This window comes from Candidatus Zixiibacteriota bacterium, assembly GCA_017999435.1.
Lineage (GTDB): Bacteria > Zixibacteria > MSB-5A5 > GN15 > FEB-12 > JAGNLV01.
In genome coordinates this window covers 58947-74292 of the sequence record JAGNLV010000005.1, presented here as the reverse complement: position 1 = coordinate 74292, position 15346 = coordinate 58947, and the positions used below count along the sequence as shown (strand labels likewise).

The 15346-nt window shown below is 64.5% G+C and carries 10 protein-coding genes and 1 tRNA gene; 7 read left to right on the top strand and 4 right to left on the bottom strand.

The window, feature by feature from the left end; all coding sequences use genetic code 11:
- The first annotated feature begins 36 nt into the window (after nucleotides 1-36).
- From KA261_12880 to KA261_12865, 4 genes are all read left to right on the top strand, one after another.
- A complete protein-coding gene (locus tag KA261_12880; GenBank protein ID MBP7698696.1) occupies nucleotides 37-1248 on the top strand; it encodes an extracellular solute-binding protein in 1212 nt (403 codons plus the stop codon).
- Nucleotides 1245-2114 (top strand): sugar ABC transporter permease, encoded by an 870-nt coding sequence (locus KA261_12875; GenBank protein MBP7698695.1) that lies wholly within the window; start codon nucleotides 1245-1247, stop codon nucleotides 2112-2114. Before KA261_12880 ends, KA261_12875 begins: the two co-directional genes overlap by 4 nt.
- Nucleotides 2108-2929 (top strand): carbohydrate ABC transporter permease, encoded by an 822-nt coding sequence (locus KA261_12870; GenBank protein ID MBP7698694.1) that lies wholly within the window; start codon nucleotides 2108-2110, stop codon nucleotides 2927-2929. The genes KA261_12875 and KA261_12870 overlap by 7 nt, the downstream gene beginning before the upstream one ends.
- A gap of 123 nt (nucleotides 2930-3052) precedes the next feature.
- Complete coding sequence (locus tag KA261_12865; protein ID MBP7698693.1) at nucleotides 3053-3655, top strand: OmpA family protein; 603 nt, start codon at nucleotides 3053-3055, stop codon at nucleotides 3653-3655.
- 113 nt (nucleotides 3656-3768) lie between these two features.
- Here KA261_12865 and KA261_12860 read toward each other — a convergent pair whose 3' ends face one another.
- From KA261_12860 to KA261_12850, 3 genes are all read right to left on the bottom strand, one after another.
- Nucleotides 3769-5445, bottom strand: coding sequence for an Ig-like domain-containing protein (locus KA261_12860; protein MBP7698692.1), 1677 nt, complete (start codon nucleotides 5443-5445; stop codon nucleotides 3769-3771).
- Nucleotides 5442-7067: a tetratricopeptide repeat protein gene (locus KA261_12855; GenBank protein MBP7698691.1), complete on the bottom strand. Its 1626-nt coding sequence runs from the start codon at nucleotides 7065-7067 to the stop codon at nucleotides 5442-5444. The genes KA261_12860 and KA261_12855 overlap by 4 nt, the downstream gene beginning before the upstream one ends.
- A gap of 91 nt (nucleotides 7068-7158) precedes the next feature.
- Complete coding sequence (locus KA261_12850) at nucleotides 7159-8445, bottom strand: tyrosine--tRNA ligase (protein ID MBP7698690.1); 1287 nt, start codon at nucleotides 8443-8445, stop codon at nucleotides 7159-7161.
- A 167-nt stretch (nucleotides 8446-8612) separates the two neighbouring features.
- On the opposite strand from KA261_12850, the gene KA261_12845 reads away from it, so the two are divergent.
- The 3 genes from KA261_12845 to KA261_12835 all read left to right on the top strand — a co-directional run bounded on the left by KA261_12845 (nucleotide 8613) and on the right by KA261_12835 (nucleotide 11909).
- The gene (locus KA261_12845; GenBank protein ID MBP7698689.1) at nucleotides 8613-10766 is read left to right on the top strand and encodes a PBP1A family penicillin-binding protein; all 2154 of its coding nucleotides are present in this window, start codon (nucleotides 8613-8615) and stop codon (nucleotides 10764-10766) included.
- A 74-nt stretch (nucleotides 10767-10840) separates the two neighbouring features.
- Nucleotides 10841-10924: transfer RNA gene (locus KA261_12840), tRNA-Leu, on the top strand.
- Between the two features lie 85 nt (nucleotides 10925-11009).
- On the top strand, nucleotides 11010-11909 hold the full coding sequence (locus KA261_12835) for a DMT family transporter (GenBank protein MBP7698688.1): 900 nt from the start codon (nucleotides 11010-11012) through the stop codon (nucleotides 11907-11909).
- A 69-nt stretch (nucleotides 11910-11978) separates the two neighbouring features.
- Here the strand turns inward: KA261_12835 and KA261_12830 are convergent, their stop codons facing one another.
- Nucleotides 11979-15266: a PD40 domain-containing protein gene (locus tag KA261_12830; GenBank protein MBP7698687.1), complete on the bottom strand. Its 3288-nt coding sequence runs from the start codon at nucleotides 15264-15266 to the stop codon at nucleotides 11979-11981.
- Nucleotides 15267-15346 lie beyond the last annotated feature (80 nt).

The following is a 15346-nucleotide window of genomic DNA, read 5'->3' as shown; positions in this document are numbered from 1 at the left end:
CTGCGAGACGACGTGTCTGGATGCAGAGGTAGGTGGATGAGAATACGTGCGACGATCCTTGCGGCCGCGCTCCTTCTGGCCGGCCCGGCCCGCGCCGCCACGGTGGAATGGTGGCAGTTCTGGACCGACCCGGCCATCAAACCGGTCATCGAACAAATGGTGGCCGAGTTTGAACAGGCCAACCCCGACATCAAAGTGCGCCTGACCGATCTCACCTGGGCGAACGGCCACGAGAAAATCGTCCTGGCTTTCTCCTCGGGCACGGCCCCGGACGTGGTGGAACTCGGCTCCGACTGGATCGCCCAGTTCGCCGCCAACGGGCGGCTCGCCGATCTTTCCGGCCTGGTCGCCGGCGACACCGCCGGGTACGATGGCTGGAGCATGGCCGCTGACCGCGGCGGGCTGTATGCCTGGCCCTGGATTCTCGGCACCCGCGTCCTCTTCGGCAACCGCGACCTGATCACCCGCGCCGGCTACGACACTGCCTTCTACCCGGTCAACTGGCCGCAACTGACGGAGGCGGCGAAGAAAGTCCGGGCGCTCGGCCCCAACTTCTACGGTTGGGGGTCCAACACGGCCGAAAAGCACCGCCTCTATAAGAAGTACCTGCCGTTTTTCTGGTCGGCAGGCGCCCAGTTGTTTTCCGATGACGGCCGGATGTGCGTGGTGGCCTCCTCGCGCGCCGTCAGTGCCCTCCGGACCTACCAGCAATTGCACGACTCCGCCGGCTATGTCGACACCCAGCGCGGTATCGAGGACGCCTTCCTCGACGGACGCATCGGGTTCATCATTTCCGGGGACTGGCTGCTCAAGCGGATCGAGCTGGAGAACCGGCGAATCAACTTGATATCGACGCTGATCCCCGGCCCGAAATTCCCCGGGCGCTCGTTCCTCGGCGGCGAGTTCCTGGCCGTGAGCGCCGACTCCGACGTGAAGGAGGCTGCCCTGAGGCTGATCCGCTTCGTCACCTCCCCGGTCAACCAGGTCCGTTTCTGCCGGGCCAACCGTTCGGCCAACCCCTCGAGCCGCGAGGCCCAAAGGGATCCCTATTTCGCCTCCAACCCCCACCTGCAGACCTTCATCGCAGCCCTCAAGTCCGCCCAGCATCCGCCGGTCGATCCCGACTGGGTTTATATCGAGGACATTCTCGAGAAAGCCGTGGAGGAGGCGCTCTTCGGGTCGCACCTGGTGGCCGTGCCGCTGCTGGAGGCCCGGTACAAGATCGAGGAGTTGAAGGGGCTCAAATGAGGCGCTCGCGGCTCACCGCCCTGCTCCTCCTGTCCCCCTGGATTCTCAGCTTCGCGGTGTTCTGGCTGTTTCCCCTGGTGTACTCGCTGGTGATGGGGTTCACCGACTACCGTCTCCTCGCCCCGGCCTGGCGCTGGATTGGCTTGGCCAATTACCGGAGCCTGCTGGCCGACGAGAGCTTCCTCGCCGCGGTGGAGAACACTTTCATCTTTGTCCTCGGGACCGTGCCCGTCACCACCGTCATCGCGCTCGGCCTCGCTCTCCTGGTGAACCGGCAGTTTCCCGGACGCGGCCTCTTCCGCGCCGGCTATTTTATTCCCTCGATCACCTCCATGGTTGTCGTCGCCCTGATTTTCACCAACCTCTACCAACGGGGAGGGTATATCGCCGCCCTCGCCGCGATGGTCGGCCTGCCGGCGCCGGAGCACGGTTTCCTATTCAGCGACAAGACCGCGCTCGCCTCCATCATGGCGATGGATGTCTGGATGGCGGTCGGGTACTACATGCTCATCTTTCTCGCCGGCCTGAAGTCGATTCCCGACGAGTTGTACGAGGCTGCCCGCATCCAGGGGGCCGGCCGCGCGCGCCAGTTCTTCTCCATCACCCTCCCCCTGCTCCGCCCGGTCGCGCTCTTCATCGTCGTCATCAACTCGATCAAGTCGTTCCAGGTCTTCGTCGAGATTTTCGTCATGACCAAGGGCAAGTTCGACACCGCCTCAATGGTATACTTCATCTATGACGCCGGGCTGACCACCGCCTTCCGCTTCGGTTACGCCTCGGCCGCCGCCTACCTCCTGTTCCTCATCATCGCGGTCTTCTCCGTGGTGCAGTTCGCGCTCCTGCGGCGGAGGCAGCCGCTGTGGTAGCCCGGAGAGCCGCGTCCGCCGTCCGCTACGCGGTGCTCGGCGTCATCCTGGCGGTGATGGTGTTCCCCCTCGTGTGGATGTTCCGGGTGGCGGTGATGTCGCCCGGCGCCGGCGTGGGGCTTGCCGACCTCTTCACGTCCGATGTGACATTCCGCAATTTCGCCGACCTGTTCGCCTCCGGCCGCATCGGCCGGTACCTCTTCAATTCGGCTTTCGTCGCGCTGGTGGTCACGGCCGGCAATATCCTCTTCTGCTTCATGGCGGCCTACGTGCTCGCCCGCCGCCCGGGGCTCTGGACCCGCGTGCTCTTTGCCTCCGTCGTCGTCGTTCTCATGATCCCCGCCCACATTCTCATCGTGCCGCTTTACGTGCTCATGCTCAAGGCCCGCCTCTACGACACGTACTGGGCGCTGGTCCTGCCGTGGCTGGTGTATCCGATTGGCATCTTCCTGATCAAGCAGTACGTGGAGGCGATCCCGCCGTCGATGGAGGAGGCGGCCCGGATCGACGGCGCCGGGGAGCTGCGCATCCTGCTCGCCGTCGTCATGCCCGTCTGCCGGCCGGCCCTGGCGGTGCTCGCTATCCAGGCTTTCTTCACCAACTGGAACTCCTTCCTCTTCCCGTTCATCCTCGTGTCGCGGGAGGAGCTGCGCACCCTTCCGGTGGGTCTCGCCCACTACCAGGGGCAGCAGGCGATCGATTGGCAGCACCTCATGGCGGGTTCGGCGGTTGCGGTCGTGCCCATCCTCGTGCTTTTCATTTTTCTGCAGCGCCACATCGTCTCCGGAATAACTGCCGGCGGTATAAAGCAGTAGCGGCGAAACCGGGGTCACTTTTTTCTTGCCTCGGCGCCGCAAATGGCGGATACTGAGGGATCATGTGAACTGACCACGCAAGCGGATGATTGAACCTAAACTCTTGCGAAAGGATGCAGACGTATGAAAGTTCTCATGACAACGGTCCTGGTCGTGGGACTGCTGCTGGCGACCGGCTGCGGCGTCAACAAAGAATACGTGCAGCAGCAGATTGCCGAATCTGAGAGCCGCACGGGCGCCCAGGTCGGCCAACTCCAGGCCGGTGTCGACGCGAACGAGCAGCAGATTCAGCAGCTCCAGGCGCTCGGCCAGCAACTCTCCGAAAAGACCGACCTGGCTCTGAATAAAGCGTCCGGCTTTGAGAACTACCAGGTACTCTGGGACAACATCGTGAACTTCGACTTCGACCAGTACGAACTGACGGAACTGGCCAAAGAGACCCTTCTGGAAGCTTGCGAGAAGATGGAGCAGAATCCCGGCTCGGTTGCCACCATCGCCGGCCATACCGACCAGACCGGCTCCGCCCGCTACAACCTGCAGCTTGGTCAAATGCGCGCTGAAGCCACCAAGCTGTTCCTGGCCGACCGCTGCGGGGCCCAGCCCTACCGTATGTTCATTATCAGCTACGGCAAGAGCAAGCCGGCCGCAATGGGCGATGAGCGCAACGCCGCTTCAAAGAACCGCCGCGTCCAGGTGACCATCTGGGGCATCCCCCAGCAGCAGTAGCGACCAGAGTCTTCAGGATCACGCAAAAGGCGGAACCGCTCGGTCCCGCCTTTCCTATTTCACCCGCAGTCTTGCCGGCCGGCCGCGCCGATCACCGGTCCGCCTGTCCTGTGCTACTGGAGGACAAAGTCGATGCCGGCGGTCTCGAAGCGCGCCCGCACCTGCACCGTATCGGCGTAGGCGCTCTGGGTCTCGGCCGTCCGCCACGGATCGACCGACCCGAGCGACAGCGCGCCGTCGCCGTTGCTGTCGATGTACCCTGACAGGAGGTACTTGCCCGCCGGCGCCGCCAGGGTGAAACCTCCCTGCGGCCCGCGCCAGTAGAACGCCCCCGTGCCGCCGACCGGCTTGAATGTCAGCTCGACCGTGTCCTTCTCCCGGTCCGGCAGGCCGATCCGCACCTGGCCCGTGATCGACCCGAGCGAATCGACGTCGAGGGTGTTGAAACGGTACTCGCGCAGCGAGTCGCCCGCGACGTTGCCCGCCCGGTCCTTCAGATCAAACTCGGTCACCGCCAGCCGGTACCCCTCCCCTTCCCGCAGCGACTCCTTGCCGAAAGTCAGGTGGAACACATCCTTCCACGACCATGCCAGCGGCACGCGCATTGTATCGGGCTCCCGCCAGAGAACGAAGGTTTCGGGGGTGATCGCCGAGGTGTCAAGCGGTTCGCTGACGGTCAGCCGCAGGTCGAGATCGCGAAGGAACCCGGGACCGGCCGGCGCGAACGCCACAAGCTGCGGCGCCGTCTGGTCCTCCGCCCCGGCGATGCGCAGGCTGTCGTACGCCATTGGCGGGCGGTCCGGATCGTAGATCGCCGTCACCCGGTACAGCCCGCTGTCCGGCGAGCCCAGCCAGGCGGTGAGCGTGGCCGACGTCTCCTCTCCCTGCTCCAGGATTGCCTGAGCCGTGACCCGCACCGTTGTGTCGGCCAGCGACACGAGCGCGAGATCCTGCGGATTGGCCGACAGGTGGTCAGTTGCGACAGGCCGGTCCAGCCGCAGCCGCAGGAGCCGGTCGGCCGTGAAGGTCGCCGAGAGCACATGCGCCGTGGTCGTATCGGTTGTGGTCAGGCCCAGACGGAGACCGGAGAGCCGCAGCGCCCCGCCCACGATCACCGGCCGGTCGGCCAGTGCGAACGACTCGCGCGCCGGGTTGAACCGCTCGTTGCGGTTGCGATCCTGAAAAACGACGAGGCGGTAGGGGCGGTCGGGAAGATAGGCGAAGCTAAACTGCCCCTGCTGGTTGGTCTGTGTGAGATAGGTCGGAAACAGGCTGTCCCAAACGGTCGAGTCGGTGAACAGCGTCGCGTCGTACAGCCCCGCCAGCAGTCCTCCCTGGGGGGATCCGCCGGCGCCGAGCACCGTCCCGGCCACCCGCCCGGAGTCCAGCGTCGCTCCCGTGGAAAAGGCAATCACGCCGGCGCTGTCGAACACGTTGTTCCGCAGGTCGCTGATCGCGCTGCTCAGGGCGATGATGTACGTCTGATTGGCCTGGAAACTGTCGGGGAAAATGATCTCGATGCGGTCCCCCCTCCACTTCACGGTCGGCTCCGCCCGCAGATGGGGGGAGATGAAGAACGCCTTGCCGGTCTGGGGTGCGAGCACCCGCTCGGAGAACCGGAGAACCACCCGGTCCGACAGCGGGACATTCGTGGCGCCGTTGGGAGGGGTGACGGCCAGGAGCGCGGGCGGCGTGCGGTCGACGTCGCCGCCCGGCGGCGGAGCGATCTCGGCGCAGCCCGCCAGGAGGACGGCCAGGGCCGCGGCCCGGAGGACCGCAGCGATCGTCACAGATCCAGTTTCGCTCGAATGGTCGCGTTGTCGGGATCGAGTTCGAGTGCTTTGTGCCACCAGTGCTGCGCTGCCTCCGCTTGGCCGAGAGCATGATAGATATCGCCCAGATGATCGAACATTACCGGGTCGCTGTCAAGTCCTACCGCGCGCTCGAGCTGCGCGCGCGCCTCTTCGTAACGGCCGAGCCGGTAGAACACCCATCCGTAGCTGTCCAGATAGGCGGCGTTGTTGGGCTTGAGTTGGAGCGCCCGCTCGATCAGTTCCCGTGCGTAATCCAACCGCTGCCCGGAGTCGGCCAGCATGTACCCCAGGTAGTTCAGGGCGGCGTCGAACGTCGGGGCCAGCGCCACCAGGCGCTCGAAGGTGGCGACCGCGCTGTCGAACTGGCCGGTCTGTTCGTAGGCCGCCCCCAGCGCCATCATCAACTGGGCCTGCCCGGCGGTGTCCCGCACCTGCCCCAATCCCTCGCGGTAGGCGGCGATCTCCTCGTTGCGCTGATGGCCGGCCCGGTAGGCGGCGGCCAGATCAACCCATGGTTCCCAGGTCGAATCCGACAGAGCGAGCGCCCGGCGGAACTGCTCGACCGCCCGCGGCGGATCATCCTGGCGCAGCGCGATCCGCCCCAGGTACTCGTGGTTGACCGGGCTGTTCTCGCCGCTCGCCACCAGCGCCGTAAATACCGAGTCGGCCGCGGCCAGGGAGTCTATATAGTAGTAGATCATCCCCAGCCGCCGGCTGGAATTCCGGTCCAGCGGGGCCAGCCGACTCTCGATACGGGCATGCACGGCCGCCTGCTCCAGGGAGTCGAGCTTCACATAAACGCCGGCCAAATTCCGATGGGCGACAATGTTGGCCGTGTCGATCGCGAGCGCCCGCTCGAACGCCATTTTGGCGGAATCGAGCTGCTCCCGTGCTTCATATATTTCTCCCATCCCGATAAACGACATCACGTTCGTGGGGTCCGCACGCAACTCCGCCGAGCGTCGGAAAGACGTCAGCGCCGCATCCGCCTCCCCCAGCCGCAAGTGCAGCCGCCCCAGTTCGTACCAGATCGCGTGATTTTCCGGATCGAGCCGGGCCAGATGGCGGAACGCCCACTTCGCTTTCGGGAAATTCCCGTCCCGCGAATAGACGCCGGCCAGAAACGAGAAGATCTCGAAGCGGCTGGAATCCTGCTCGACGGCCCGCTCGTAGGCACGCACCGAGGCGTCGATCTGCCCCCCCGCGCGATAGATGTCGCCGCGCAATTCCCACACCGCGGCGTCTTCCGGCGCAACCGGCTGCAGCACCGCCAGCGCATCGTCGAAACGCTGCATGCGAAAGAGGTTCTCAGCCAGCGAGGCGCGGATCACATACGAGTCCGGGTAGTACTGGAGGGCTTTGCCGTAACTCTCGGTCGCCTGGTACGAATTGCCGAGGGCCTCGAACAGCACGCCGTCGACAAAAAAGTTGTAAGCAAGCGGGTTGACCCGCTCGATCTCCGCCGCCAGCGGAATTTTCTCCACCCGCACCGGCTGCGGGTCGGCATGCACCTCGACCGTCTCGCGGCGAATCGCCTGCGAGGCGCAGCCGCCGAGAAGGGCCGCAGCCACCGTTGCTGTGAAAACTATCCTTATCATCTTGAACCGTCTCCGGGGGACCGGACGCCGCCCCCGGGGAGAGCGAAAGGTCACCCTTACTACAACGTCCGCCGTAGAAAGTGCCCGGTCGCTATCGCCGCAGCCTGAGGAACCGGCGTTTGCCTACTTTCAGCACGACGAAGCCGGTGTCGGGCAGCGCGAACTCGTAGTCGGGATCCGACACCCGCTCCCCGTCGAGCTCGACCGCTCCGGCCTGTATCAGTTTGCGGGCGTCGCTGTTCGACTTCGCCAACTCGGCCTTGGCCATCAGGTGCACCAGATAGATTCGGTCGGGATCAAGTCCCCACTCCCTGATGCGGGCCGAGGGACATTCGGGAATCTCATCGGGCAACTGCTTCTGGGAGAAGACGCGCCCGAACTCCTCCCGGGCCGCCGCGCCGGCTCCGGCCTGGTGGTACATCTCGACCATGCGTTCCCCAAGCATCTTTTTGACATCCATCGGATTAATATCGGGACTTGCAAGTTTTTGTTTAATGTCCTCGAGTTCCTCAAGGGTGTAGTCGGCCACCAGCGCGGCGTAGTCGGCGATCAGCCGGTCGGGAATCTTCATGATCTTGCCGAAAATCTCCCGCGGCGACTCGTCGATTCCGATATAGTTTCCCAGCGACTTGGACATCCGGTTCTCGCCGTCGATCCCCACCAGCACCGGCAGGGTGAGGATGCACTGCGGCTCGACGCCGTAAGCCTCCTGGATCGTCCTTCCGGCCAGCAGGTTGAACTTCTGCTCGGTCGCGCCGAGCTCGACATCGGCCCGGATCGCCACCGAATCATACGCCTGCATGAGCGGGTAGAAGAGCTCGTGGACCGAGATCGGAATCCCGCGCCGCATTCGCTTTTCGAAATCGTCCCGCTCCAAGAGCCGGGCCACCGTGAACTTCATGGCCAGCTGCATCACCTCGGCGAACGACATCTGCTTGAACCACTCGCCGTTGAAATGCACCTCGGTTTTCGCGCGGTCGAGAATCTTGAAAAACTGCCGCTGGTAAGTCTCCGCGTTCTTCATCAGGGTATCGTAGTCCAACTGCGGCCGGGTGGCCGACCGCCCCGAGGGGTCGCCGACCATGCCGGTGTAGTCGCCGACGATGAGCACGACGGTGTGTCCGAGGTCCTGAAACTGCCGCAGCTTGCGGATGCCGATGGTGTGGCCGAGGTGAATGTCGGGCGCCGTCGGGTCAAACCCCTGCTTCACCCGCAGCGGCTTGTTCTCGCGGAGCGACCGCTTCACCCGCTCCCGGAACTCCTCCTCGGGAAGCACGTCGACCGCCCCGCGGGTGATGATCTGCCACTGCCGTTCGAACTCCCGGTTGATCGCCGCACTGTCAGTCCGCGTCTTCAACTCGCTCTCCTTGGTGTGCATCTTTTGTTCACGTATCGACATATAATCGGAAAAGCCTCAGCGGCGGCCGCCTGGTCGGAAGGCTGCTGCCGCGTGGTGAACAATAAACGGCCGAGGCTCCGGCGGAACAAGCGGGATTTTGTTTTAGCTTGCGTGTCCGGGAGACCGGCCTGTTATTGACAGACAGGATGAAATCGCCCGATCAAAAGAAGTTCCGCCGCGATCGCCTCCGCACCATGCTGGTCGGCCTGGTTGCCCTGGCCCTCCTGCTCTTGGCGGTCGCCGCCTACAAGACCTACCGCGTCTACCAATCCGATCTCCCCTCGTTCGAGCAGCTCCACAACATCGAACCGAGCCTGAAAACCAAGATCTATGACCGCAACGGAATCCTCATTCAGGAGTTCTTCAGTGAAAACCGCGCCCTGACCCCCTTTGACCAGATGCCTCCCGACCTGGTCAACATGCTCCTGGCCTCGGAGGACCGGAAGTTCTATGACCACTGGGGGATCGATGTGCGCCGCGTCCTCGTGGTCGCCTTCTCCAACCTTCTGAGCTGGGACATCAAGGCCGGCGCTTCGACCATCACCCAGCAGCTCGCCCGGATGCTCTTCCTCAACCGCGAGCAGACGTTCGACCGCAAGTTCAAGGAGGCCCTCACCGCCGTCAAACTCGAGCGGACCTATTCCAAGCAGGAAATCCTCGAGATGTACCTGAACCAGTACTATTTCGGCAGCGGCGCCTACGGTGTCGCCGCCGCCGCCCACAATTTCTTCGGAAAGAACGTGGCGGAGCTGACGATCAGCGACGACGCGGTGCTGATCGGCATGCTCAAGGCTCCCAACAGCAACTCCCCCTTCCGGTATCCCGACCGGGCCCTCAAAGCCCGCAACCGCGTCCTCTATTCCTACTACACGTACGGCGGATTGAACCGGGCCCAGTACGATTCGCTCAAGGACGAGCCGCTCGTTGTCACCCCGCCCTCGGAAAACGTCGGCGACGCCCCCTATTTCACCGAGGAAATCCGCCAGTACATCTTTGACCGCTACGGTGAGTCGATGCTCTATTCCGGGGGGCTGAAGGTGTTCACGTCGCTCGACGTCGGTCTGCAGCGCGCGGCCGAGGCGGCCGTGGCCCGAAAGGTGGATTCGCTCCGCGCCCGGATCGAACGGATGTATACGCTGGGCAATCCCGACTACACCGAGCTGCTTCCCGACACGGTCGACGCCCAGGGGCGCCCCATCCGCGCCTACAAGCACGTGCAGGGGGCCTTTGTCGCCATCGACAACGCCACCGGCGACGTTCTCGCGCTGGTGGGCGGGCGGTCGTTCGAGGCGACCAAATACAACCGGGCCACGCAGGGCCGGCTTCAGCCCGGCTCGGCCTTCAAACCGTTCGTCTACACGGCGGCCGTCGACAACGGTTTCCGCACCTCCGACCTGATCGACGATCTCCCCATCGTCCTGGACATCCCCGGCGCCAGCCAGTGGCGGCCGCACAATTTCGATGACAAGTTCATGGGGCCGATCACGCTCCGCGACGGCATCCGGCTCTCCCGCAACCTCGTCGCTATCCGCCTCCTTCTCCGGATCAAACCGGAGCAGGCCATCTTCTACGCCCGCCGGATGGGCATCACCACCCCGCTCCAGGCGAACCCCTCCCTCGCCCTCGGCACGAGCGAGGTGATTCCCATCGAGCTGGTGTCCGCCTTTTCGGTCTTTCCGAACAAGGGGATCCACATCCCCTACCGGATGATCCACAAGATTGTCGACCGCTACGGCAGCGTCATCGAGGACAACACGGCGATCCAGAAGGAGGAAGTGCTTTCGGAGCAGACCTCCTATATAATGGTGAACTTGATGCAGTCGGTGGTCGACGCGGGCACGGGGCGCGGGGTCCGTTCGCGCGGTTTCACCCGCCCGGCCGCGGGCAAGACCGGGACCTCGAACAATTTCTGCGACAACTGGTTCATCGGGTTCACGCCCCAGATCACGGCCGGCGCCTGGGTCGGTTTCGACGTCAAAACCTCGCTTGGCCGCAGCCAGGACGGCGCCAAGAACGGCGTTCCGATCTGGACGGAGTTCATGATGGCCGCCCACGACACCCTCCCCATCCTTGATTTCGAGGAGCCGGAGGGGATCGTACACGCCGACGTCTGCCTCGAATCCGGCGAGCTGGCCACCGACCGCTGCACCGACGTGCGGACCGAGATATTCACGGCCGACAGCCAGCCCACGCAGCGCTGCCGCCTGCACCCGTCATCCGGCCGCTACTCCGCAGGCGCGGCGGCCCGCCGCCCGGCCGCGCCGGATGTCGACACGAGCGAGGACCGGACACATTTCTGACAGTTGCGCGCCCGGCCGCGCACCGATTCCATCTTGACAGACCGGCGCCCGCGCCGGATATTGGCTCACGCTCTGCCGGAGTGGTGAAACTGGTAGACGCAGGGGACTCAAAATCCCCCGGTGGCAACACCATGCCGGTTCGAGTCCGGCCTCCGGCATTTCTCGCAGCGCACGGTTCTCGACGGCGGCAGGAGCGCCTTTCCCGCTTGTCCCCGGTTCTTCCGTCGGTTACCTTTGACTCCCATGATCGACATGCCGGCCAACTATCTCGGTCCCGCCCTCTCGCTTCTCACCGCGATCGCCTGGGCCTGCGCCGTCATCCTGTTCAAGAAGAGCGGCGAGACCGTCCACCCCATCGGACTCAATCTGTTCAAAGTCCTCCTGGCCGCCCTCCTGTTCGTCCCCACCATCGGGCTCTCCCGGGAGACCTTCTTTCGCTCCGTTCCGGCGGGGGATTACCTGCTGGTGCTCGGCTCCGGGGCACTCGGCATCGGGATCGCCGACACGATCTTCTTCTTCAGCCTCAACGCCATCGGCGCCGGCCGTTTCGCCGTCGTCGACTGCCTCTACAGTCCCTTCGTCATCGCCCTGTCCATGCTCTTTCTCGCCGAGCGTCTGGCGCTGCCGCAGCTCGCCGGCGTCGCCATGATCATTTCCGGGGTCGTCAGCGTGACGGGGGAGTCGCACGCCGATCTTCCCCGCGCCCGTCTCGTGAAAGGAGTGCTTCTGGGGGCCTTGGCGGTGGCCTGCACGGCCACCAGCCTGGTCGCGGTCAAGCCGCTGCTGGAGCGCTCGCCGTTGTTGTGGGTCACCGAGATGCGCATGATCGGCGGTGCGGCCGTGCTGCTGGTCGTCCTGGCTTTCCACCCGCGCCGCCGCGAGATCGTCCGTTCCGTGCTCTCCGTCCACCGCTGGGCGTACACGTTATCGGGCTCGTTCATGGGCGCTTACGTCTCCACCCTCCTCTGGCTGGCCGGCATGAAACTGACGCAGGCCTCGATCGCCGCCGCCCTCAATCAGACGTCCAACGTCTTCATGTTCATCTTTGCCGCCCTCTTCCTCGGCGAGCGAGTGACCCCGATGCGCACGCTCGGCATCATCCTCGGCGTGGGCGGCGCGTTTCTCGTCATGTTCGGCCGGTGACCGCGCTTCACCGTTGCGGCCGCTGCCCCGCCGGGCAGCGGCCGCGGATACGGCGGGAGTTGGTCGCTTTCAGCGCGGCGTCGGCGAACCCTTGACCGCCGGGATCGTCTTGGGATCCTCTTGCAGCCGCTGGAGAACATTCTCGATCGCCCGGTCGAGCTGATCGTCGTACCCCGCGACCAGCCGCTCGGGGAGGTTGTCGACCTCGACATCCGGGGTCACCCCGACATTCTCCATCACCCACTCTCCCTGGAGATTGTAGATGCCGAACCCGGGCACCGTGAAGTAGCCGCCGTCGATCAGACGGTTGAATCCGTCAATCCCGATCACGCCTCCCCAGGTCCGCTTGCCCATGAGCGGGCCGAGTTTGTACTCGCGGAAGAAATACGGGAAGTAGTCCCCGTCGGAGCAGGAGAATTCATTCATGAGCATGACCATGTGGGCGTGCACCGCGTCGCCCGGATCGGGCCAGTTGCTGCCGTAGCGGCCTTTGCCCGCCGCCGCCAGCGTCCGGCGGAGCCGCTCGAGAATCAACCCCGAGACGAACCCGCCGCCGTTCCAGCGCTCGTCGATAATCAGCCCCGGCTTGCGCATCTGGTAGTAGAACATCTTCGTGAACCGGTACAGCCCGTAGGAATCCATGTCGGGAATGTGCAGGTATCCGACCCGGCCGCCGGAGACCGAATCGACGTACCGACGGTTGTCTTCGACCCAGGCGAAGTAGCGCAGCGCGCCCTCCGATGCGATCGGTTTCACCTGCACGTCGCGGGCCCCCGCGCGCGTCGGACGGCTGTTGACCGTCAGCGTGACCCGCTGGCCCAGGCTGTTCTCGGTCAGCTGGTAGGGGTCGATGTCCGCCGTCAGTTCCCGGCCGTCGATCGCCAAAAGATACTCCCCTTCCCGGATGTTGACCCCCGGTTCCGTCAGCGGTGAGCGCAGGTCGTCGTCGAAATTCTCCCCGCGGAAGATCCGCGCGATCCGGTAGCGGTTCGAGATTTTGTCGACGGCGAAATCCGCACCCAGCAGCCCGACTTTCCCGCGCGGGATCTCCGCATACTCTCCGCCCCCCGTGTAGGTGTGCGAACAGGCCAGCTCGCCGATCATCTCGCCGATCACATAGGTCAGGTCATAGCGGTTCGCCGCATAGGGCAGGAGGGCGGCGTAGCGGTCCCACATCTTGTCCCAGTCGACGCCGTGCATGGCGGGGTCGTAGAAGAAATCGCGCTCTCCGCGCCAGACTTCGCGGAGCATCTGGCGATACTCGGCGACGTGGTCCACCCGGGTGCTCAGGTGCGACAGATCGAGCCGCCCTTCCGACAGGTCGGCCTGGTTGCCGTCAGCCCCGACGATGAAATACGACCGGTCCTTGTCGACCAGCAGGCACTTGCGGTCGGCGCTCAGGCGGTACCCGCCGATATCCCTGGCGAATTCATAGTCCTTCTTCTTCTTCAGGTCGTACTTGTGGAGCGTCCGATCGTCGTGGGTGACCGGACCGCGCAGCCCGCGGATGGGGAAGGACATGTACAGCACCGCGCCGTCGAGGGCCGCCAGGTTGCCGTAGTTGCCGGCCGGGAGGTCGAACGCGACCTGCCGGTCGAAGATTCCCTCGATGTCGATCCGGACCTTCACCGGCTCCGGCGGCGGCCCGCCGTCCCGGTCTTTCCCCTTCTTCTCCTGCTCGCCTCCCGCGCCCGCCTCGGTCTTCTCCGCGATTCCCTCGTCCTGTCCCGGCCGGAACGGCGACGCGCCGTCGCTCTGGAGAATGATCAGGTACAGATCCTCGATCGCCTGGTTGACGAATGAGAACTCGTACGACCCGAGGATCGGGTTGAAGTTCCGCTCGGAGATGAAGAAGAGATACTTGCCGTCCGCTGAAAACACGGGCGAGTAGTCGTGGGTGAAGCCGGGCGTGATCTGGTAACTGCGCCGGTCGTCAAAGGAGTAGATGAAGATCGTGCGGATCCGATTCACGCCGGGCGCCTTGTTGTAGGCGAGGTAGCGGCTGTCGGGGGACCAGGCGAGGCCGCCGAGTCCGCCGAACTCGGCCGAGTCGATCGTCTCCACGCGGCCGGTGGCGGCGTCGACACAGCAGATCGCTTCGGTCATATCGACGAAAGCGAGCATGCGGCTGTCGGGCGACCACTCGGGATCGTTCCGCTGCATCCGGTTGCCGCTGGTGAGTTGCACGGTGTCGCTTCCGTCGTGCGCCACCAGATACAGTTCTTCCTCGCCGCTGATGTCCGAGTAGAAGGCAATCCACTTGCCGTCGGGCGACCACCGGACCGATTTCTCCCGCGCCTCCGAGCGGGCCAGGAGCGCCCGGGTGTTTCCCTCCTTGGCGGGCACGGTGAAGATGTCCCCGCGGGCCGCGAACACCGCCCGCTTGCCGTTCGGTGCGATATCGTAATCGCCGATCTTGTCCGACACCTCCATGATCTCCGGCCGCATCGCGTGCCGGTCGGAGATCACCTCCACCGATACCTTGGCTACCTTCTCCCCCGGCAGGTCGAGCACGTAGAGATAGCCGCCGTTCTCGAATGCAATCCCGTCGTCGCCGAGGCTCGGCCACCGGACATCGTACTCGGTGAACGACGTCACCTGCGTGACCTGCCCGGTGGTCAGGTCGTAGCGGTACAGGTTGAGTTTGCCGGTGCGGTCGCTGTTGAAGTAAATCCGGTCGCCGTACCACATCGGCACGTTGTCCGTACCTTCCCAGTCGGTGATCTTCTCCGAGACATTCTTCTCCATGTCATAGATCCACACGTCCTGGGCCATTCCCCCCTTGTAGCGTTTCCAGGTGCGGAAATCCCGGTAGATGGGGCAGTAGGCCGCTTTGCGTTCGTCCGGCGACAGGCTGGTGAACCCCGCCGACGCCATCGGCAGCGGTTCGGGCATTCCCCCTTTCAGATCGACCAGGTAAGTCCTCCCCTCCCAGTCGCTTTTCGATTCTTTCCGCGATCGGAACAGCACCTTCGATCCGTCGCGGTTCCAGCCCATGACCACGTTCTCCGGCCCCATGCGTTCGCTCGTGCGCTGGAGCCCGGGGTGCCAGGTCAGCCGCTGCGGCTGGCCGCCCGCGACCGGGATCACGTACACGGCCATGTCGCCGTCATACTGCCCGGTGAAGGCAATCTTCGCGCCGTCCGGCGAAAACCGGGGAAAGATTTCCAGTCCGGGATGGCTGGTCAGCCGCGTGGCCGCCCCGCCGGCCCGCGGCGCCGTGTAGATGTCCCCGGCGTAGACAAACGCCACGTTGTCGCCGTGCACTGCCGGAAACCGCAGCAGCCGGGCTTCCTCCGCCTGTGCCGCCGCGCCGATGAAGAGCGCGAGCGCCAGAGCACTGATGAATGATCGCATTGAACCTCCGGAAAGTACGAACCGCTTTAGCCATTTATGACGAAAAGAGGCACGCCAAGGTTGCCTCTTGATCTTACCTC